Origin of the sequence: Mycobacterium sp. ITM-2016-00316, assembly GCF_002968335.2 — a bacterium.
In the GTDB taxonomy this organism is placed as follows: Bacteria; Actinomycetota; Actinomycetes; order Mycobacteriales; family Mycobacteriaceae; genus Mycobacterium.
The window spans coordinates 4,169,105-4,189,207 of the sequence record NZ_CP134398.1 but is presented as its reverse complement, the minus strand read 5'-3'; the positions used below and the strand labels follow the sequence as shown (position 1 = coordinate 4,189,207).

Sequence of the window (20,103 nt, the reverse complement as noted above, 5' to 3'; positions counted from 1 at the left end):
CCTGTCAGCTGAGGATGTCGGAGAGTTCTCTGGCTGCACGCACCACCGCGTCCCGACCGTTGAGGACGACGTCCTCGCGGTGCGAGATCAGGTTGATGCAGGTGGGCGGGGAGGGTCGTCGGCGGCGTACCGGGACGGCCAGGCCGTAGGTGTCCGGTTCGACCTCACCGTGGGTGATGACCCAGCCCTGCGCGCGCGCCTGTCGCACGATCTCACGTTCACCGGGCCGGGGCGGCATGCTGGCCAGCAGTGCCGCGCCTGCCGCGCCTCGCTCCAGCGGATGGCGGCTGCCTTCGTGGAAAGACAACTGGTAGAAGACCAGCGTCGGCACGATGACGGCGATGGCGACCTGTTGATCGCCCTCGGCGACCAGCAGCGACACCGTGGTGCCCAGGTCATCGGCCAGCAGGCGCAGCGTCGGGACGCTGAGTTGGCGCACGTTGTTGTCGAAGGACGCACCGAGTACGGCGAGCGCCGCTGCCGGCCGGTATTTGCCGTCGGAGCCCTTCGTGATGAACCGGGCCTGAGCCAAGGTGCTGAGGAGGCGGTAGGCGATGGTGCGGTGGACGCCGACGAAGTCGGCGACCTCGGCCGCGGTGACACCGGTGGGTGCGCTGGACACGGCCTGCAGCGCGGAAAGCCCCCTGGCCAGAGTCTGTGAACCGGCGGCCGGACGGATGGTCGAGGCCGCGTCCATCCGTGGCTCCGAGCGTGGGCCCGGTCCCTTGACAGACGTCATTGTGAGAGTGATGCTCTATGGATAGTGCACATTGGTGTCCGATATTAGCACACTACGTTGCGCATAAGCGAGAATGAGATTTCCGCGAAGCGGGATCGGTGAGGAGTGGGATGTCCGTCCACGAAAGCATCTGGAGTGATCTCCAGGGCGTTTCGTTCACCCAGGGCTATCTCGATGCGCGGGGCGTGCGCACCCGCTATCTGCACGCCGGCGACCCGAGCAAGCCGGCCCTGGTGCTGCTGCACGGATCGGGTGGACACGCCGAGGCCTACGTGCGCAACCTGGAAGCGCACGCCGAGCACTTCTCCACCTGGTCCATCGACATGCTCGGTCACGGCTACACCGACAAGCCCGGACACCCGCTCGAGGTCGCGCACTATGTCGACCACCTGCTGGCGGTCTTCGACACCATCGGCGCCGATAAGGTGTACCTGTCCGGCGAGTCCCTGGGCGGTTGGGTGGCCGCCCGTGCGGCCGCCGATCACCCGGAGCGCATCGAGCGCCTCGTGCTCAACACCGCCGGTGGCTCGCAGGCCGATCCCGAGGTGATGAAGCGCATCATCACGCTGTCCATGGCCGCCGCGGAGAATCCCGACTGGGACACCGTGCAGGCCCGCATCACATGGCTGATGGCCGACAAGTCCAAGGGCTACGACGATATCGTCGCCAGCCGCCAGAAGGTCTACCAGCAGCCGGGTTTCGTCGCCGCGATGAGTGACATCATGGCGCTGCAGGATCCCGAGATCAGGGCCCGCAACCTGCTCGGGCCCGCCGAGTACGGCGCCATCACGGCGCCCACCCTGGTGTTGTGGACCAGTGACGATCCGACCGCGGACGTCAGCGAGGGCAGACGCATCTCGGAGATGATCCCGGGGGCGCGCTTCGAGGTCATGCCCGGCTGCGGACACTGGCCGCAGTACGAGGACGCCAAGACCTTCGATCGGCTGCACATCGACTTCCTGCTGGGGCGTTCATGACCGACGGCCGCGCCACCGAACAGGTCGATGTTCTCATCGTCGGCGCCGGACCCGTCGGGCTGACGCTGGCGAACATCCTTGGCCTACAGGGTGTTCGGACCGTCATTGTGGAAGAACGCGACACCCTCATCGATTATCCCCGCGGCGTCGGACTCGATGACGAATCACTGCGCACCTTCCAGTCCATCGGCCTCGTCGAGCAGATCCTGCCGCACACCGTGCCGAACCAGATCCTGCGCTTCTTCGACGGCAAGCGTCGTCTACTCGCCGAGATGGCACCGCCGGACGCCCGGTTCGGGTGGCCCAAGCGCAACGGGTTCGTCCAGCCGCTCGTCGACGCCGAATTGCTGCGCGGGCTGGAACGTTTCGACCATGTCGAGGTGCGGTGGGGCACCCGGATGGAGACCTGCGTGGCCGACGATGACGGTGTCACCGCCGACCTACTGGCCGACGGCGATCCGGTGAGCCTGCGGGCGCAGTACGTGGTCGGGTGCGACGGTGGACGCAGTGCGACCCGGCACCTGATGGGCGTCTCGTTCGAGGGCACCACCTCGGCGACGCGATGGCTGGTCGTCGACCTCGCCTCCGACCCTCTCGGCCATCCCAACAGCGAGGTCGGCGCCGACCCGCACCGCCCGTACGCCTCCATCTCGATTGCGCACGGAATCCGGCGCTTCGAGTTCATGATTCACGCCGATGAGACCGACGAGCAGGTCGAGAAGCCCGAGTTCATCGCGCGCATGCTGGCGCCGTTCGTGCCGCACCCCGACCGGGTCGACATCATCCGGCACCGGGTCTACACCCATCACTCCCGGATCGCCGGGGCCTTCCGCACGGGCCGCTTGATGCTCGGCGGGGATGCCGCCCATCTGATGCCGGTGTGGCAGGGCCAGGGCTACAACAGCGGCATCCGTGATGCGGCCAACCTCGGCTGGAAGCTCGCCGCGGTGGTCAACGGCGATGCCGGTGACGGACTACTGGACAGCTACGACGCGGAACGCCGCAAGCACGCCCGGGCGATGATCGACCTGTCCACCCTGGTGGGCCGGGTCATCTCGCCGACCGATCCGCGCATCGCGACCCTGCGGGACAAGGTGATCCGCGCCGCATCGGTGGTTCCGACGCTGAAGCGCTACGTGCTGGAGATGCGGTTCAAGCCCATGCCGCGCTACGACACCGGGGCGGTGGTGCACACCGAGTCGTCGTCGGCGATACCACCGGCAGGCACGCTGTTCATCCAGCCGAACGTGGACACCCGCGAGACCCAGAACGTCCTGCTCGACGAGGTGCTCGGCACCGGGTTCGCCGTGCTGGCCTGGAACAACAATCCACGCGCCCTGCTCGGCGACGCCACCTTCGCGCGCTGGAAGAAACTGGGCGCCAACCTCATCGAGGCCCGGCCCAACACCCAGCTGCACTGGACCGGACACGACGACCCCGACGTCACCATCGTCGGCGACCGGACCGGCGCACTGAAGAAATTCTTCGATGCACACGCCGAGTCGGTGCTGTTCATCCGGCCGGACCGGTGCATCGCGGCGGCCTGCCTGGCCCAGTTGTCCGACGAGACCAGCACCAAACTGTTCGCTGTCCTCTGCCTCACCGCGGGAGGTGAAACCCATGTCCCAGATCGCCCTGTGCTGCATGTCGCACAGCCCCCTGCTTAACCTGCCGGGGCCCTCGGCGGAACTGCTCGAGGACATCAACGCCCAGCTCGCGAGGGCTCGCGCCTTCGTGACGGACTTCGATCCCGAGCTCGTGGTCATCTTCTCCCCGGACCACTACAACGGCTTCTTCTACCGGCTGATGCCACCGTTCTGTATCGGTGGCGCCGCCACCGGGGTGGGCGACTACGGCACCTACGCCGGACCGCTCGAGGTGCCCGCGTCGCTGGCCGACGAGATGGCCGCGGCGGCCTGGGAATCCGGGGTCGATGTGTCGCTGTCGGCGGCGATGGACGTCGACCACGGCACCGTGCAGCCGCTCGAGGTGCTGTTCGGCGATGCGGCCTCGCGACCGGTCATCCCGGTCTTCATCAACTCGGTGGCCACCCCGCTCGGCCCGCTGAAACGCACCCGCGCCCTCGGCACCGCCATCGGTGAGTACCTCGGCACTCTGGGCAAGCGGGTACTCGTCGTCGGATCCGGTGGGCTGTCCCACGATCCGCCGGTGCCGACGCTGGCCACCGCGCCGCCCGCGGCGCTGGCCCGCATCGTCGGCGGGGCGCCGATGTCCCCGGAAGGCCGGGCGGCCCGGCAGGACGCGGTGATCGCCGCCGCGCATGAATTCGCGCACGGGCAGAGCCCGCTGCGGCCGCTGAACCCGGACTGGGATCACGCGCTGCTCGATCTGATCGACACCAACCGGCTGTCCGAGGTGGACAGCTGGACCAACGAGTGGATCGCGCGCGAGGCCGGCAATTCGGCACACGAGATCCGCACCTGGGTGGCGGCTTTCGCCGCGATGTCAGCCCAGGGCAACTACCAGACGCAGCAGCGCTACTACCGCGCTGCTCCCGAGCTGATCGCGGGATTCGCGATCCGGACGGCGGTACCCGCGTGAGTAACCAGTACGACCACACCGTCGACGTCCTGGTCGTCGGCTCGGGTGGCGGTGGCATGACCGCCGCGCTGAAAGCCGATGCGGCCGGACTCTCCACCCTGATCGTGGAGAAGTCGCCGAAGTTCGGCGGGTCGACCGCGCTGTCCGGTGGCGGCATCTGGGTACCCGGCGCGCCGTCACAGCGCCGTGCCGGCTACCGCCCGGACCCCGAGGGCGTGTTCGACTACCTCAAGACCATCACCGACGGATTGGTCAGCGACGAGCGGCTGCGCGCCTATGTCGACACCGCGCCGGAGATGATGGATTTCCTGGAGCGCTCCAGCGACTGGTTCGAATTCGTCTGGAAGCCCGGCTATGCCGACTACTACCCGGAACTGCCCGGCGGGTCCGAGCGGGGCAGCACCATCAACGTTCCCGAGATCGACCTGCGCAAGCTCGGCGCCGAAGAGCAGAATCTGCTGGCCCCGTTGGCGCTCGCCCCGAAGGGAATCTGGTTCGCGCCCAAGGATCTGCGGTTGTTCTACCAGGTCCGGCAGAACTGGCGGGGCAAGGCGGTGCTGGTGAAACTGATCTGGCGGATGTTCCGGGCGCGGGTGTTCGGGGACCGGATGGCCGCCATCGGTCAGTCACTGATGGCCCGGATGCGACTGGCGCTGCAGGAGCACGACATCCCGCTGTGGCTGTCATCCCCGATGACCGAACTCATCACCGACGTGGACGGCCGGGTGGTCGGCGCCGTCGTCGAGCGCGACGGAAACCCGCTGCGCATCGGTGCCCGCGGTGGGGTGGTGCTGGCCACCGGCGGATTCGACCACGATATGCAGTGGCGCCGCCGGTATCTTCCGCTGCTGGAGAAGGACTGGAGCTTCGGCAACCCGGCCGCCACCGGTGACGGTATCCGGGCGGGGGAGAATGTCGGTGCTGCCACCGAACTGCTGGACGAGGCATGGTGGTTCCCCGCGATGTGCTGGCCGGACGGGCGGTTGCAGTTCATGCTCAACGAACGCATGATGCCTGCCCAGTTCGTCGTCAACGGCGCCGGTAAGCGCTTCATCAACGAGGCCGCACCCTATATGGACTTCGCGCACGCGATGATCGAGGGGCAGCAGTCCGGCATCGACCATGTGCCGTGCTGGCTGGTCACCGATATCGCATCGTTCCACCGCTACGTGGTCGGCGGGCACCTGCCGATCCCGAAGGTGCCCTTCGCCCCGGTACCCACCGGGCGCAAGATCCCGCAGGCCTGGCTGGACTCGGGGATCGTGGCGGCGGCGGACACCTTCGAGGAGCTTGCCACCAAGATCGGCGTCCCGCCCGCCGAGTTACGCAGCACCGCAGCGCGGTTCAACAAACTCGCCGCGGCCGGCCACGATGACGACTTCAACCGCGGCGACAGTGCCTATGACAACTACTACGGCGACCCCACCCTGCCCAACCCGAACCTCGCGCCGCTGGGTAAAGCGCCCTACCTGGCCTTCCAGATCATCCTCGGTGATCTGGGCACCTCGGGCGGACTGCTGACCGACGAACACGCCAGGGTGCTGCGCGAGGACGGCAGCGTGATCGCCGGCCTCTATGCCACCGGCAACACCTCGGCCGCGGTGATGGGCCGCAGCTACGCCGGTGCCGGCGCCACCATCGGACCCGCCATGACGTTCGGCTACGTCGCGGCACAACACATATCTGAGAACTCCAATAGAGAGGTAACCGCATGAAGATCTCGCTGTTCTACGAATTCCCGCTGCCGCGGCCGTGGTCCGAGGATGACGAGCACCAGCTGTTCCAGCACGGTCTGGACGAGGTCGAGGCAGCCGACAAGGCGGGGTTCTCCACGGTCTGGCTCACCGAACACCACTTCCTGGAGGAGTACTGCCACTCCACCGCGCCGGAGATGTTCCTGGCCGCGGCGAGCCAGCGCACCAAGGACATCCGGCTCGGCTTCGGCGTAATGCACCTGCCGCCGCCGATCAACCACCCCGCACGCATCGCCGAACGGGTGGCCACCCTGGACCACCTGTCCAACGGCCGTGTCGAGTTCGGCACCGGCGAGGGTTCCTCGGTCGCCGAACTCGGCGGCTTCGACATCGACCCCGCCGACAAGCGCACCATGTGGGAGGAGGCCCTGGAGGTCTCCATCCGTTGCATGACCGAGGCGCCGTTCAGCGGCTTCAAGGGTGAGCACGTCGAGATGCCGGCCCGCAATGTCATCCCCAAACCGCTGCAGAGTCCGCATCCACCGGTCTGGGTCGCCTGCACCCGACCGTCTTCGGTGCAGATGGCCGCTCAGAAAGCCATCGGCGCGCTGAGTTTCGCCTACACCGGACCCGAGGCGCTCAAGGACCGGGTCGACGGCTACTACAAGACGTTCGAGGAGGAGGGGGCGCCGGTGACACCGGCCATCAATCCCAACATCCTGGCCATCGGCGGCGACCTGTCGATGATGGTGGCCAAGACCGAGGAAGAAGCCCTCAAGCGCCTCGGCACCGGTGGCGGCTTCTTCTCGTTCGGCATCATGCACTACTACCTGACCGGCATGCACACCCCCGGCCGCACGGGCGTGTGGGAGCTCTACCAGGACGCGGTCAAGGAGGACCCGACGCTGGCCTACGGGCCGGGCCGCGGCGCCATCGGATCGCCGGACACCGTGCGCGAGTTCCTGCGAGGCTACGAGGCCAGCGGCGTCGACGAGATCATCCTGCTGCTCAACCCGCGCAGCCACGAGGGCACCATGGAGTCCATCGAGATCATGGGTAGGGAGATCCTGCCGGAGTTCATCGAGCGCGATGCAAAGGCAGTGGCGGACAAGGCCAAGCGGCTGGCCCCGGTGATCGAGAAGGTCGAGGCCCGACGGCAGCCGTCGAGCGCGCCGCTGTTCGACGAGACGTACTCGTTCGGTGGCCTGCCCACCGGGCGGGGCGGGAAGTTCACCGCCGGTGAGATCCCCGAGGCGATGGCCGAGATCAATGAGGGCCGGGTCAAGGCAGCGCAGCTGGAGAAGGATCAGCGCGAGGCCGCCAAATAAGCATGATTGACGACCGCTGGCGCTATGACGGGCGCCGGGTTGTGGTGACGGGATGCGCGTCGGGTATCGGCGCGCATCTCGCCACGCAGCTGGCCGATCTCGGGGCGCACGTCACCGGACTCGATCTGCACAGGCCGCAGGCCGGGCCTGCGGAGTTCATCGAGGTGGATCTCGCCGAGACCGCGTCGATCGATGCCGCGGTCGCGGCCATCGAGGGACCGGTCGACGCGTTGTTCAACGTGGCCGGGGTGTCCTCGGGAATCGGCAAGCCGCTGTTGGTGGTGACCATCAACTTCCTCGGCATGCGGCATTTCACCGAGGCGTTGGCGCCGCAGATGCCGGCCGGCTCGGCGATCGCCAACGTGTCCTCGCTGGCCGCGGCCAATTATCTGGCCAACACCGCTGTCACGGCCGGATTGCTGGCGACAACGTCCATGGCCGACGGCATTTCCTGGTGTGCGGCGAACCCGGAGGCGCTCGCCGACGGTGGCTACCGGCTGTCGAAGGAGGCGATCATCCTCTACGGCATGACCCGCGCACTGGACCTGGGTGCGCGCGGCATCCGGATCAACTGCACCGGACCGGGCGTCACCGAGACACCGATCCTCGATCAATTGCGATCGGCCTACGGCGAGAACTACCTCGACTCGTTCCCCACCCTGCTCGGCCATGTCTGCGGGCCCGACGAGCAGGCGTCGGTGCTGGCATTCCTGAACAGCCCGGCGGCCAGTTACATATCGGGACAGGTGATCTGGGTCGATGGCGGCAGCATCGCCGGTAGGATCGCCGCGACACTGGAGGTATCGCAATAGTGGCCACCATGAAAGATTTTCGCCGCGTCGCCGACGATGTGCGCAATTGGGGGCGCTGGGGTGACGATGACGAACTCGGCACGCTGAACCTCATCACCGCCGACAAGGTGGCCGAGGCCGCGGCGACCGTGAAGAAGGGCGCCGTCATCTCGCTGGGCGGTGACTTCGGCGCCAACGGGCCCCAGGGCGCGTTCAAGTTCCGGTTCAACCCGATCCACGTCATGACGGTGGACGGCGGCGACGCCGAGACGCTGGTCAAGTACGCGCCCGAATGGGCCCGCAATTCCGTGGCCCAGGAGCTCAGTTCGTTCTTCGTCGACAACCCCTTCCGGTTCAACGACGACATGATCACCATGTCGCTGCAGGCGGCCACCCAGTGGGACGCGCTGTCGCACGTCTACTACGAGGACAAGCTGTACAACGGATTCCCGGCGGACTCGGTGACCAGTTTCGGCGCCTACCACTGCGGTATCGACAAGGTGGACGTCAAGGGCATCACCTCGCGCGGAGTGCTGCTGGATGTGGTGGCCCACCGGGGTGCCGAGGTCTTCTGCGAGCCCGGCAACCCGATCACCCCGGCCGAACTCGACGATATCGCCGCCGCACAGGGTGTCGAGATCCGCAGCGGTGACATCGTCGTCGTCCACACCGGTTGGTGGACGCGGTTCCTGTCCACCGGTGACGGGCACGAGGCCGGCTCCGGTCTGGACTGGACGTGCGCGTCCTGGCTGCACGACCACGACGTCGCCGCGGTGGCCGCCGACAACCTGATGGTGGAGGATCCCGACCCGGCCAACGGTGTCGAGGGCACATTCCTGCCGATGCACATGCTGTGCCTGCGCGATATGGGCCTGATGTTCGGCGAGTACTGGGACCTCGGTGGTCTGGCCGCCGACTGCGCGGCCGACGGTGTGTACGAGTTCCAGCTGATCGCTCCGCCACTGAAGGTCGTCGGGGCCGTCGGTGCCCCCGTCAGCCCGATCGCGATCAAGTGAGCTTCGTCCGCAAGACCATCTCCGTCGACGGGCTGGACACCAGTTACCTGGAGGCCGGCACCGGCGAACCGGTGGTGCTGCTGCACGGCGGTGAATTCGGCGGCAGCGCCGAGATCGCCTGGGAGAACACCATCGATGCGCTCGCGCAGCAGTACCGGGTGCTGGCACCGGACATGTTGGGATTCGGCGAGTCCGCGAAGGTCGTCGACTTCACCGACGGGCGAGGCATGCGGATCCGGCATATCGCCCGATTCTGCGAGGTCCTCGGGGTGAGTTCGGCCCACTTCGTCGGTAACTCGATGGGTGCGATCAATCTGCTCGTCGACACCACATCGGAGCGGCCGGTGCTGCCGGTACGCTCGCTGACCGCCATCTGCGGAGGCGGGGACATCCAGCGCAACGAGCATGTCGGCGCGCTCTATGACTACGACGCGACGTTCGAGGCGATGCGCGCGATCGTGGCGGCGCTGTTCGCCGACCCGGCGTACCCGGGCGATGACGCCTACGTGCGGCGGCGCTACGAGTCCAGCATCGCACCGGGCGCCTGGGAATCGTTGGCGGCAGCACGATTTCGCCGCCCCGGTCTGCAGTCCCCGCCGGCCCCGTCCAGCGTGCGTCCCTATGACCGTATCTCGGTGCCGGTGCTGGTGATCGAAGGTGCGGCCGACAAATTGCTGCCGCCCGGATGGGCGGCCGTGATCGCCGGCCAGATCCCCGACGGGCGGTCGGCGGTGGTGCCGGACGCCGGTCACTGTCCCCACATCGAGGCACCCGACACCGTGAACGGGCTGCTGCTGGAGTTTCTGAAAGGCGTGTCATGAGCGAACTGGCCGGCAAGGTCGCCGTCATCACCGGGGGAGCCTCCGGGCTGGGCGAGGGCCTGGTGCGCCGATTCGCCGCCGAGGGCGCACGGGTCGTCTTCGGTGACGTGGACGCCGGGCGCGGCAAGGCGGTGGCCGCCGAACTGGGCTCGGCCACACTATTTCTCGCCAGCGATGTCACCGATATGAGCCAGATCGCCGCGCTGGTGGACACCGCCGTCGGCGAGTTCGGGGGCTTGCATGTGATGGTCAACAACGCCGGTATCTCGGGCACCATGCACCGCCGGTTCCTGGACGACGACCTCGCCGACTTCGATGCCGTCATGCGGATCAACCTGCGCGCGGTGATGGCGGGCACCCGGGATGCCGCCCGGCACATGGCCGAGAACGGCGGCGGTTCGATCATCAACCTCACCTCCATCGGCGGTATCCAGGCCGGCGGGGGAGTGCAGACCTACCGCGCGTCGAAGGCCGCCGTCATCCAGTTCACCAAGTCGGTGGCCATCGAACTGGCGCACCACGAGATCCGGGTGAACGCCATCGCGCCGGGCAACATCCGGACCGCGATCGTGCGCAAGAGTGCCGCGGGCGAGGACCGTGAGCACCTCGAGGAGTTCGAGGCCAAGATCCGCGCCCAGATGCGCAATGATCGGCCGCTCAAACGCGAGGGCACCGTCGACGATGTCGCCGAGGCGGCGCTGTACTTCGCCACCGACAAGTCGCGCTACGTCACCGGCACGATCCTGCCGATCGACGGCGGAACGGTGGCCGGGAAGGTGCTTGTTCGCCGCGAGAAGAGCTAGCGGCACCGCGAGAACGCACGAGTAATCCTCGCGATAGGCGCAATCTCGCGGAGACGCGGCGTCGGCGATACCAACTCGGCACTTTAAATCAATCGCTTGACTTAATTACAGGAGGGGCGTTGACTGTAACGGTGACCGCGGCCAGACCCCTGCGCACCGACCGGGCGAGCATCACCCGCGAGGCCATCCTCACCGCAGCCGAACGGCTCTATGCCGAACACGGCGTCTTCGCCGTGTCCAACCGCCAGGTGAGTGAGGCTGCCGGACAAGGGAACAACGCCGCCGTGGGTTATCACTTCGGCACCAAGACCGACCTGGTCCGCGCCATCGAGCAGCGCCACCGCGAACCGATCGAGGAACTCCGCCAGCGCCTCGTCGCCGATACCGACGGGCACACCGACCTGCGCGGGTGGGTGGCGTGTCTGGTTCGTCCGTTGACCGATCACCTCGAGGAACTCGGCAACCCCACCTGGTACGCGCGCTTCGCCGCGCAGGCCATGACCGACCCGGCCTATCACGGAATCGTGGTGAAGGACGCCCTGAGTTCGGCCTCGCTGGTGCAGGTGATCGACGGTATCAACCGGTGTCTCCCCGATCTGCCCGTCGTCGTGCGCTACGAACGCAACATCATGGCCCGAAACCTGTTGATGCACAGCTGCGCTGACCGTGAACGGGCATTGACCTCGGGGTCGGTCGCGGCAGGCCGGTCCTGGAGTGCTGCCGGCTGCGCGCTGATCGATGCGATCGTCGGCCTCTGGCTGGCTCCGGTGACGGGGGAGTCCGCGTGAAAGTGACCGTGGATCAAGACAAATGCGTGTCATCGGGGCAGTGCGTGCTGAACGCGATGGACGTGTTCGACCAGCGCGACGAGGACGGTGTCGTGGAATTGCTCGACCCCGAACCCGGGCCGGACCAGTACGACAATGCCCGCGCCGCCGCAGCGGCCTGCCCAGCCCTAGCCATCGACATCGAAGACTGAGGACCCATGTCTGAAACGCTGACCGAGACCGACATCCCGGAATACCCGATGGAGCGGGAGGCGTCCTGCCCCTTCGCGCCGCCGCGACAGATGCTCGGCAATGCCAAAGGGCTTTCCCGGGTGCGCATCTGGAACGGTGACACCCCGTGGCTGATCACCGGGCACGAAGAGGCCCGCGCGCTCTTCTCGGATGCGCGGATCAGTGTCGACGACCGCCGGGAAGGCTTCCCGCACTGGAACGAGCACATGCTCTCCACGGTCGACAAGCGGCCGCGTTCGGTGTTCACCGCCGACGCCGAGGAGCACACCCGCTTCCGGCGGATGCTGTCCAAACCGTTCACCTTCCGGCGCGTCGAGGGGCTGCGCCCGATCATCCAGAAGATCACCGATGAATGCATCGACGAGATCCTGGCCGGACCTCAGCCCGCCGATATCGTCGACAAGCTGGCGCTGCCGGTCCCGACGGTCGTGATCAGCGAGATGCTCGGTGTCCCCTACGAAGACCACGAGTTCTTCCAGGAGCACGCCAATGCCGGGCTGGCCCGCTACGCCGCGGCCGACGCCATGCAAAAGGGTGCGATGAGCCTGCACCAGTATCTGATCAACCTGATCGAGAAGAAGCAGGCCCATCCCGCCGAAGACGCGGTCTCCGATCTGGCCGAACGGGTGAATGCCGGCGAGATCAGCGTCAAGGAGGCCGCCCAGCTGGGCACCGGCCTGCTGATCGCCGGACACGAGACCACCGCCAACGTGATCGGCATCGGTGTGCTGGCGCTGCTGGAGAATCCCGAGCAGGCCGACTTCCTGCGCAGTGCCGAAGACCCCAAGGTCATCGCCAACGCCACCGAGGAGTTGATGCGCTACCTGTCGATCATCCAGAACGGCCAGCGCCGCGTCGCCATCGAGGACATCGAGATCAGCGGCGAGACCATCAGGGCGGGCGAAGGCGTCATCATCGACCTGGCCCCGGCCAATTGGGATGCCAAGACCTACCCCGAACCCGACAAGCTGGACCTGCGCCGCGACGCCGGACAACAACTCGGCTTCGGCTACGGACGGCACCAGTGTGTCGGCCAGCAGCTCGCGCGCGCCGAACTGCAGATCGTCTTCCACACCCTGCTGCGCCGCATTCCCACCATGCGCCTGGCGATTCCCTTCGATCAGGTGCCCTTCAAGCACGACCGCCTCGCCTACGGCGTCTACGAACTTCCGGTGAGCTGGTAAGCGCACCGAAACTCCATTCCAACAGCCCAATTGGAGAACGAAATGACAACCGCCGCACCCAAATCGCCAAATCTCTACCCACCCCAAGGTTTCGGCGCCCCCAAGGACCGGCGCGGCCATGCGGCAAAGGACGGCCTCGCGGGGCTTCCGGTAGGCACCGAGATCTTCTCGGCCGACAACCACATCTCGGTCGCCGACGACATCTTCTACGAACGCTTCCCCGAGGAGCTCAAGGGTGCCGCGCCGCGCATCTGGTACGAGGACGGCGCCTACATGGTCGGCATGAAGGGCAAGGCCTGGACCGGCGGCGACTTCGGCCGGGTCCTCATGCAGTACGACGATCTCGCCGGCGCGGCATCGAACAACATCGAGGCCCGCATCCGTGAGCTCAAGGAAGACGGCATCGACAAGGAACTCGCCTTTCCGAATGCTGTACTTGCTCTTTTTCACTACCCGGACAAGTCACTGCGCGAGCGGGTGTTCCGGATCTACAACGAGCACATCGCCGACCTGCAGGAGCGCTCCAACGGGCACTTCTACGGAGTCGGGCTGATCAACTGGTGGGACCCCAAGGGTACCCGCAGCACACTTGCCGAACTGAAGGCGCTGGGGCTCAAGACATTCCTGCTGCCGCTGAACCCCGGCAAGGATGACGACGGCAACATCTACGATTACGGCGGCGCCGCGCTGGACGCGGTGTGGGACGAGATCGAGGACGCCGGCCTACCGGTCAGCCACCATATCGGCGAGACGCCGCCCAAGACGCCGTGCGAGAACAACAGCGTCGTCGTCGGCATGATGGTCAACGTCGACTCGTTCCGCGAGCAGTTCGCCAAGTACCTGTTCTCCGGCATCCTGGACCGCCACCCGAAGCTCAAGATCGGCTGGTTCGAGGGCGGTATCGCCTGGGTGCCGACCGCGCTGCAGGACGGCGAGCACATGCTGGCGTCCTACCGGCACATGTTCAATCACGAACTGCAGCACGAGATCCGGCACTACTGGGACAACCACATGAGTGCCTCGTTCATGGTCGATCCGCTCGGCCTGCGGCTGATCGACGATATCGGCGTAAACAACGTGATGTGGTCCAGCGACTACCCGCACAACGAGTCCACGTTCGGCTACTCCGAGAAGTCGCTGGCCACCGTCATCGACGCGGTGGGCCCGGAGAACGCCACCAAGATCGTCTCGACCAATATCCAGAAGTTCCTGGGGCTGTTGCCGGCATGACCGCCTCGACTCGTTCCGGCGTGACCCAGATCGCGCGGACCGGGTTGAGCTGGCTCGACATTCCCGACGAGCCCGACCTCACCCGGATGCGCCGCGAGACCAGCATCCGCCTGCATGCCGCGATGGCCGACCAGGGCGTCGATGCCCTGGTGCTGCTCGGCAACAGCAACGTCATGTATGCCACCGGCATCAGCTGGCCGCTGGCCGACGCCGGGTTGTCCCACATCGAGCGTCCCGTCGCGATCGTGGTGGCCGATGACGAACACCCGCACCTGTTCCTGCCGTTCCGCGAGGGGGCAGTGGATGAATCCGAGTTGCCCGAGGACCACCTGAACGGCCCCATCTACCTCGAATTCGACGAGGGCGTCGACCAGTTCGCCGGCATCCTGGCCGGGCTGGTGCCCGCCGGCGCCACCATCGGTGTCGATGAGCTGACCGGTTCGATGCGCAGGGCCGGCAACCGGCTGTTCCCCCAGCCCCCGGTCGATGCCGCTCCGGTCGTCGGCGCGGCCAAACTGGTCAAGACCATCGACCAGATCTCCTGCCTGCGCCGGGCGACGCAGATCACCGAGCAGGCCGTCTCCGAGGTCCAGAAGTCGCTGGCACCCGGGGTCCGCCAGATCGACCTCTCCGCCGAATTCGTCCGTCGTACGTTCGAACTCGGCGCCACCACCAACATGTTCGACTCCATCTGGCAGGTGATGCCGGCCTCGAAGGCCGAAGGCATCTGGACGACCACCGGTGATCTGGCGCTCCCGCTGCTGACCACCGAACGTGAGGTCGCCCGCGGCGATGTGTTGTGGACCGACGTGTCCATCGCCTACCACGGCTACTGCTCCGATCACGGGCGCACCTGGATCGTCGGACAGGACCCCACCCCGCGCCAGCAACGGCAGTTCGACAAGTGGCGCCAGATCGTCGATGCGGTGCTGTCGGTGACCAGGGCCGGTGCCAGCTGCGGTGACCTCGGGCGTGCGGCAACCGAGGCTGCCGGCGGCCAGAAACCGTGGCTGCCGCACTTCTATCTGGGCCACGGTATCGGCACCAGTGCCGCCGAGATGCCGATGATCGGTACCGATCTCGGCCAGCAGTGGGATGACAGCTTCGTGTTCCCGGCCGGCATGCTGCTGGTGTTCGAACCAGTGGTGTGGGAGGACGGCACCGGCGGTTACCGCGGCGAGGAGATCGTGGTGGTCACCGAGGACGGCTGGATGCCGCTGACCTCCTACCCCTACGACCCCTTTGAGGTGCGCGGTGGGAACTGAGATCGAGGCAGACGGCCGGGCTTTGCGGGTCAGCCGACGAGAGCGTGCCATCGCGCAGATGGAGGTCCACGACCTCGACATCCTGGTGCTGGGGCGGCAGGCCAACGTGCGCTACATCTCGGGTGCACCACAGTTGTGGGTGGTGGGAACCAGGCCGTTCGGGCCGATCTGCTCTTACGTCCGCGAGACCGGTGAGATCCACCTGAACAGCACCTGGGACGAGGGCATCCCCGAGGAGATCCCGCACGAGAATCTGTACGGCTTCGCCTGGAACCCGATGACGTTGGTCGGCATCATGCAGAAGATGAAAGGTGCCGATACCGCGCGGCGGGTCGGAACCGACGCGTTGACACCGATGTTCGCCAAGCTGCTGCCGATGGTGTTCCCGAATGCCGAACTGGTCGACGCGGAGCCGGCCATGCGGGCCGCCCGGCGGGTCAAGACCCCCGAGGAGGTCACCGCCCTGCGCCGCGCCCTGAGCGTGGCCGAGCAGGGGCTGGCCAAAGGTGCGGCCGAACTGAACCCGGGGACGACAGAACAGCACCTGGCCGGTGTGATCCTCGAGGGCGAGGCCGCCGGCGGGGTCAGCACACCGGCAACCCAAGATGCCGCGTGGGTGACGTCGAAGGAGCACCCGTGGCGGCGCGACCGAGTTGACGGCCGGGTGCGCGAAGGTGACCTGGTGGCGTTGTCCGCCGGGGTGCTCGCCGACGGGTACGTCGGTGAGCTGGCCCGCACCTACTACGCCGGCGAACCGACCGACGCGGTGCGCTCGCTGTACGGGCGCCGAGATGCACTGTGGCACAGCCTGCTCGATGCATGCCGGATCGGGAACACGACCAGCGCGTTGTTGGCGGCCTACGAACGGGCCGGTGAGCGGCTGCCGGCCATGCCGGTGGCGCACGGACTCGGGCTGGGGTTCGACCCTCCCGTCGTGACGCCCCACCTGCGGGCCACCGCCGAGCGCGAGGTGCTGGAGGAGGGCATGGTCCTCGCGCTGACCGCCTACGTCTGGGAGGAGGGCGTGGGTGCCGTGTTCACCCGCGACGCCGTCCTCATCGGCGCCGACGGTCCGCAGGTGCTGACCCGCGCCCCGTCCGGTGCCGGCATACCGGCCCTGAGTTGAACCCCATCCATCACTGCCGCAGAGGAGCCCGCTGATGGCGGATCGTCCGTCCCCCGAAGAGATCATCCGCTACGAGAAGGACCCGAAGACCAAGATCGCGACCATCACGTTCGACCGGCCGGAGTTCCTCAACGCGCCGACGTCGATGGCCCGGCTGCGCTACGCGGACATCCTGCGAGCGGCCAACACCGACAACGATGTGAAGGTGGTGATCATCCGCGGAGTGGGCGACAACCTCGGCAGTGGCGCGGATCTGCCGGAATTCATGGAAGGCAACGACAATCCGGCGGCCCGGCTGGCCGAACTGCGGCTGGAGGATGACGGTGTCGGCGAGGTGACCTACCCGCCCAAGGGGACGTTCCGAAACGGGGCGACCATCAGCTCGTGGTACGCCAACTCGCAGGCCGGGAACCGTGCGTTGCAGGATTTCAAGAAGATCAGCATCGTCGAGGCCAAGGGCTACTGCTACGGCTGGCACTTCTACCAGTGCGCCGACGCCGATCTGGTGATCTCCAGCGACGACGCGCTGTTCGGTCACCCGTCCTTCCGCTATCACGGCTGGGGCCCGCGGATGTGGACCTGGGTGCAGATGATGGGCTTGCGCAAGTTCCAGGAGATGGTGTTCACCGGCCGTCCGTTCACCGCCGCGGAGATGTATGACTGCAACTTCCTGAACAAGGTGGTGGCTCGCGATCAGCTGGAAGCCGAGACGCAGAAGTATGCCCAGGCCTGTACCCGGAACCGGCCGGTGGACACGGTGTTCCAGCAGAAGATGTTCTTCGAGATCTTCAAGCAGCACCAGGGCGAGTACATGGGCAGCCTGTTGAGCGCCTTCTTCGAGTCGATGGGCAACGGCGTGGCCAACGACAGCGACGACGACCTCGACATGTTCGAGTCGATCGACTCCGGGTTGTCGGCCGCCGTCAACGACAACGACAGCAAGTTCCCGCCGGACTTCCGGCTGTCCAAGAAGAACCGGAGCAAGCCCGAATAGCCCCGAAACTGTATTCCGGAAGTGAAACTTCGAGTGCTGGCCTGCTGGAATACAGTTTCGGCGAAAGAATGGAAATGACTGCACCACTGACCGGTTACACCGTCATCGACCTGTCCACAGGTATCGCCGGTGCCTACTGCACCAGACTCCTGGCCGACGGCGGCGCCGAGGTCATCAAGGTGGAGACACCGGAGGGCGACCCGCTGCGGCGCTGGTCGGCATCCGGTGCGACCGTCGCCGCCGGAGACAGCGGTGCGCTGTTCAAGTTCCTGGCCGGAGCCAAGCGCAGTGTGCTGATCGACCCAGCGGCCGGCACCTCCCTGCTCGACCGGCTGCTGGCCACCGCCGATGCGGTCGTGTGGTCGCCGGAATCTGCGGTCGCCGAGCTGATCTCACCGCGGGAGCTGCACCGGCGCCATCCGCATCTGATCATCACCGCGATCACGCCGTTCGGTCTGGACGGACCCTGGCATGACCGGCCGGCCACCGAATTCACCCTGCAGGCCTGGTCCGGCGGGGCCATCGGCATCGGTCGCGGATCCCAGGACCGGGCACCTGCACACGTCGGCGGTCGGCCGGGGGAGTGGGTGACCGGCGCCTATGCCGCGGCGATGACGCAGGCGTTCCGGGTGCGTGCCCTGCGAGACGGGTACGGAGAGCTGATCGACCTGTCCGCGCTGGAGGCGCAGATCCTGTGCCTCACCTACTATCCGGTGACCTACTTCGAGGTGCTCGGTCACCCGTGGCGCACCGAGCGGCGGCCTACCGTGCCGGGTGTCGCCGAGGCCGCGGACGGACTGGTGGCCCTCGGTTGCGGGACCGCGCAGCAATGGCACGATTTGTGCGCCATGTCCGGCCACGATGAGTGGATCGACGAGAACACCACCCTGACCATCACCGAGCAGGCCAACCTGCACGCCGAGGAGCTCTACGCCTGGGTGCGCGAACAGAACGCCGACGATCTCCGGGATCTGGCCACGGCATTCCGCATCCCCAACGCGCCGGTGGGCAACGGCGCGAACGTCACCGCCATGGACCATTTCGCGCAACGCGGTGCGTTCGTCGAGCACCCGGGCGGGCAGTTCGTGCAGCCCGCCCATCCCTACCGACTCGGCGGTGTGCAGTTGCGCCCGCCGGCGGCGGCACCCACCCTGGGACAGCACACCGATAAGGTGGCCGCCCTGGACCTGCCGCCGCAGCCCGGACCCGACGCGGAGATGGACCGGAACCGGTTGCCGCTGAGCGGACTCCGCATCCTGGACATGACCACCTTCTGGGCGGGACCGTCGTGCACCCATGTGCTCGGCATGCTCGGAGCCGAGGTCATCCACCTGGAGTCCACCGCGCGCCCGGACGGGACCCGCCTGATCGCGGGTATCCCGGCGAGCGAGGACCAGTGGTGGGAACGGTCACCGATCTTCTCCGCGCTCAACACCAACAAGAAGGGGTTGACCCTGGACTTCCAATCGGAGGAGGGCCGGGATGTGCTGCGGCGGCTGATCGCCACCTGCGATGTGGTGGTGGAGAACTTCACCCCGCGCGTGATCGATCAGATCGGCCTGGACTTCGAGACGGTACGCAGCCTGCGCGACGGCGTGATCATGTTGCGGATGCCGGGATTCGGACTGGACGGGCCGTGGCGGGACAACCCGGCATTCGCCTACATCATCGAGGACGCGTCCGGTCTGAGCTGGCTCACCGGCTACCCCGACCGCACGCCGTTCGAGCCCTATTCGGTCGGAGACCCGAACGCCGGGGTGCACGCGTTGAACGCGTTGCTGCTGGCGCTGGAGCATCGCCGCCGCACCGGCGAGGCGGTCCTGGTCGAGGCGGCCATGGTGGACGCCGCGCTCAACATCGCCGCCGAGCAGGTGATCGAATATTCCGCCTACGACGCGTTGTTGCAGCGCGACGGGAACCGCGGCCCGGTGGCCGCGCCGCAGAATCTGTACCGCAGCGCCGATATCGACGAATTCGGCCGTGCCGACAGCTGGGTGGCCGTCGCGGTCGAGACCGACGCGCAGTGGGTGGCGCTGCGCGACGCGCTGGGCAGACCGGCGTGGGCGATGGCCGACGAGTTGTCGACCGCCGCCGGCCGCCGCGCACACCACGACCGGATCGACGACGAGCTGGGCGCCTGGTGCGAGCCCCGGGCAGCCGATGAGATCATCGAAACACTCTGGCCGGCCGGTGTTCCGGTGGCCAAGGTGATGCAGCCGCACCGGCAGACCGAACTGGCCCAACTGCGGCATCGGCGATTCTTCGAGCACGTCGGCCACCCGGTGAACATCGCCGCCCCGCACAGCACGCTGCCGATATCGGTGTCCCATGGCCCGGACGTCTTTCATCGGGAGCCGGCACCCCTGCTCGGCGAGCACAACCATGAACTGCTCACCCAGCTCGGCCTGACCGGCGCCCAGATCGACGACCTCGAGGAGCAAGGCGTGATCGGCACCGAACCCGGTGTCGGCGGCCGGCGGAAGGCGGTCCGCTAGTGCCCTGAGTCGTTGATCCGAGCCGAATCAACGTCTCAGGACACTTGGCCTCGCGGTTC

The 20,103-nt window shown here is 67.0% G+C and carries 18 protein-coding genes; 17 read left to right on the top strand and 1 reads right to left on the bottom strand.

The window, feature by feature from the left end; genetic code table 11:
* Positions 1-4: 4 nt before the first annotated feature.
* Entirely contained in the window at positions 5-697 is a 693-nt protein-coding gene (locus tag C6A86_RS20105) for an IclR family transcriptional regulator (protein ID WP_233213270.1), read from the bottom strand.
* A gap of 152 nt (positions 698-849) precedes the next feature.
* On the opposite strand from C6A86_RS20105, the gene C6A86_RS20100 reads away from it, so the two are divergent.
* The 17 genes from C6A86_RS20100 to C6A86_RS20020 all read left to right on the top strand — a co-directional run bounded on the left by C6A86_RS20100 (position 850) and on the right by C6A86_RS20020 (position 20,044).
* On the top strand, positions 850-1,716 hold the full coding sequence (locus tag C6A86_RS20100) for an alpha/beta fold hydrolase (RefSeq protein WP_105366407.1): 867 nt from the start codon (positions 850-852) through the stop codon (positions 1,714-1,716).
* The gene (locus C6A86_RS20095; RefSeq protein WP_105366408.1) at positions 1,713-3,383 is read left to right on the top strand and encodes a bifunctional 3-(3-hydroxy-phenyl)propionate/3-hydroxycinnamic acid hydroxylase; all 1,671 of its coding nucleotides are present in this window, start codon (positions 1,713-1,715) and stop codon (positions 3,381-3,383) included. Before C6A86_RS20100 ends, C6A86_RS20095 begins: the two co-directional genes overlap by 4 nt.
* Positions 3,337-4,278: a 3-carboxyethylcatechol 2,3-dioxygenase gene (locus tag C6A86_RS20090; protein ID WP_105366409.1), complete on the top strand. Its 942-nt coding sequence runs from the start codon at positions 3,337-3,339 to the stop codon at positions 4,276-4,278. Before C6A86_RS20095 ends, C6A86_RS20090 begins: the two co-directional genes overlap by 47 nt.
* Positions 4,279-4,334: 56 nt before the next feature.
* Positions 4,335-5,993: an FAD-binding protein gene (locus C6A86_RS20085; protein ID WP_233213276.1), complete on the top strand. Its 1,659-nt coding sequence runs from the start codon at positions 4,335-4,337 to the stop codon at positions 5,991-5,993.
* The gene (locus C6A86_RS20080) at positions 5,990-7,300 is read left to right on the top strand and encodes an LLM class flavin-dependent oxidoreductase (protein ID WP_105366411.1); all 1,311 of its coding nucleotides are present in this window, start codon (positions 5,990-5,992) and stop codon (positions 7,298-7,300) included. The genes C6A86_RS20085 and C6A86_RS20080 overlap by 4 nt, the downstream gene beginning before the upstream one ends.
* Positions 7,301-7,302: 2 nt before the next feature.
* Entirely contained in the window at positions 7,303-8,112 is an 810-nt protein-coding gene (locus tag C6A86_RS20075; RefSeq protein WP_396833928.1) for a coniferyl-alcohol dehydrogenase, read from the top strand.
* A gap of 8 nt (positions 8,113-8,120) precedes the next feature.
* Entirely contained in the window at positions 8,121-9,107 is a 987-nt protein-coding gene (locus tag C6A86_RS20070) for a cyclase family protein (protein WP_105366460.1), read from the top strand.
* Positions 9,104-9,928, top strand: a complete 825-nt coding sequence (locus C6A86_RS20065) for an alpha/beta fold hydrolase (protein ID WP_105366413.1) — start codon at positions 9,104-9,106, stop codon at positions 9,926-9,928. Before C6A86_RS20070 ends, C6A86_RS20065 begins: the two co-directional genes overlap by 4 nt.
* Positions 9,925-10,731, top strand: coding sequence for an SDR family NAD(P)-dependent oxidoreductase (locus C6A86_RS20060; RefSeq protein WP_105366414.1), 807 nt, complete (start codon positions 9,925-9,927; stop codon positions 10,729-10,731). Before C6A86_RS20065 ends, C6A86_RS20060 begins: the two co-directional genes overlap by 4 nt.
* A gap of 131 nt (positions 10,732-10,862) precedes the next feature.
* Positions 10,863-11,519, top strand: a complete 657-nt coding sequence (locus C6A86_RS20055; protein WP_311100837.1) for a TetR/AcrR family transcriptional regulator — start codon at positions 10,863-10,865, stop codon at positions 11,517-11,519.
* Positions 11,516-11,710 carry a ferredoxin gene (locus tag C6A86_RS20050; RefSeq protein ID WP_105366416.1) on the top strand — a complete coding sequence of 65 codons (195 nt, stop codon included), beginning with the start codon at positions 11,516-11,518 and terminating at the stop codon, positions 11,708-11,710. Before C6A86_RS20055 ends, C6A86_RS20050 begins: the two co-directional genes overlap by 4 nt.
* Positions 11,711-11,716: 6 nt before the next feature.
* Complete coding sequence (locus C6A86_RS20045; protein ID WP_105366417.1) at positions 11,717-12,934, top strand: cytochrome P450; 1,218 nt, start codon at positions 11,717-11,719, stop codon at positions 12,932-12,934.
* Between the two features lie 42 nt (positions 12,935-12,976).
* Positions 12,977-14,164, top strand: coding sequence for an amidohydrolase family protein (locus C6A86_RS20040; protein ID WP_105366418.1), 1,188 nt, complete (start codon positions 12,977-12,979; stop codon positions 14,162-14,164).
* Positions 14,161-15,429, top strand: coding sequence for a Xaa-Pro peptidase family protein (locus C6A86_RS20035; RefSeq protein ID WP_105366419.1), 1,269 nt, complete (start codon positions 14,161-14,163; stop codon positions 15,427-15,429). The genes C6A86_RS20040 and C6A86_RS20035 overlap by 4 nt, the downstream gene beginning before the upstream one ends.
* Positions 15,419-16,555 carry a Xaa-Pro peptidase family protein gene (locus C6A86_RS20030; RefSeq protein WP_105366420.1) on the top strand — a complete coding sequence of 379 codons (1,137 nt, stop codon included), beginning with the start codon at positions 15,419-15,421 and terminating at the stop codon, positions 16,553-16,555. The genes C6A86_RS20035 and C6A86_RS20030 overlap by 11 nt, the downstream gene beginning before the upstream one ends.
* 34 nt (positions 16,556-16,589) lie before the next feature.
* Positions 16,590-17,549, top strand: a complete 960-nt coding sequence (locus C6A86_RS20025; RefSeq protein WP_105366421.1) for an enoyl-CoA hydratase/isomerase family protein — start codon at positions 16,590-16,592, stop codon at positions 17,547-17,549.
* 74 nt (positions 17,550-17,623) lie between these two features.
* A complete protein-coding gene (locus C6A86_RS20020; protein ID WP_105366422.1) occupies positions 17,624-20,044 on the top strand; it encodes a CaiB/BaiF CoA-transferase family protein in 2,421 nt (806 codons plus the stop codon).
* Positions 20,045-20,103 lie beyond the last annotated feature (59 nt).

What these genes read in the sequence shown, in the direction of transcription:
- C6A86_RS20060 (WP_105366414.1), top strand. Translation starts at nt 9,925, where the DNA reads ATGAGCGAACTGGCCGGCAAGGTCGCCGTCATCACCGGGGGAGCCTCC.
- C6A86_RS20040 (WP_105366418.1), top strand. Translation starts at nt 12,977, where the DNA reads ATGACAACCGCCGCACCCAAATCGCCAAATCTCTACCCACCCCAAGGT.
- C6A86_RS20020 (WP_105366422.1), top strand. Translation starts at nt 17,624, where the DNA reads ATGACTGCACCACTGACCGGTTACACCGTCATCGACCTGTCCACAGGT.
- C6A86_RS20080 (WP_105366411.1), top strand. Translation starts at nt 5,990, where the DNA reads ATGAAGATCTCGCTGTTCTACGAATTCCCGCTGCCGCGGCCGTGGTCC.
- C6A86_RS20095 (WP_105366408.1), top strand. Translation starts at nt 1,713, where the DNA reads ATGACCGACGGCCGCGCCACCGAACAGGTCGATGTTCTCATCGTCGGC.
- C6A86_RS20035 (WP_105366419.1), top strand. Translation starts at nt 14,161, where the DNA reads ATGACCGCCTCGACTCGTTCCGGCGTGACCCAGATCGCGCGGACCGGG.
- C6A86_RS20075 (WP_396833928.1), top strand. Translation starts at nt 7,303, where the DNA reads ATGATTGACGACCGCTGGCGCTATGACGGGCGCCGGGTTGTGGTGACG.
- C6A86_RS20090 (WP_105366409.1), top strand. Translation starts at nt 3,337, where the DNA reads ATGTCCCAGATCGCCCTGTGCTGCATGTCGCACAGCCCCCTGCTTAAC.
- C6A86_RS20100 (WP_105366407.1), top strand. Translation starts at nt 850, where the DNA reads ATGTCCGTCCACGAAAGCATCTGGAGTGATCTCCAGGGCGTTTCGTTC.
- C6A86_RS20105 (WP_233213270.1), bottom strand. Translation starts at nt 697, where the DNA reads ATGGACGCGGCCTCGACCATCCGTCCGGCCGCCGGTTCACAGACTCTG.
- C6A86_RS20025 (WP_105366421.1), top strand. Translation starts at nt 16,590, where the DNA reads ATGGCGGATCGTCCGTCCCCCGAAGAGATCATCCGCTACGAGAAGGAC.
- C6A86_RS20070 (WP_105366460.1), top strand. Translation starts at nt 8,121, where the DNA reads ATGAAAGATTTTCGCCGCGTCGCCGACGATGTGCGCAATTGGGGGCGC.
- C6A86_RS20085 (WP_233213276.1), top strand. Translation starts at nt 4,335, where the DNA reads ATGACCGCCGCGCTGAAAGCCGATGCGGCCGGACTCTCCACCCTGATC.
- C6A86_RS20045 (WP_105366417.1), top strand. Translation starts at nt 11,717, where the DNA reads ATGTCTGAAACGCTGACCGAGACCGACATCCCGGAATACCCGATGGAG.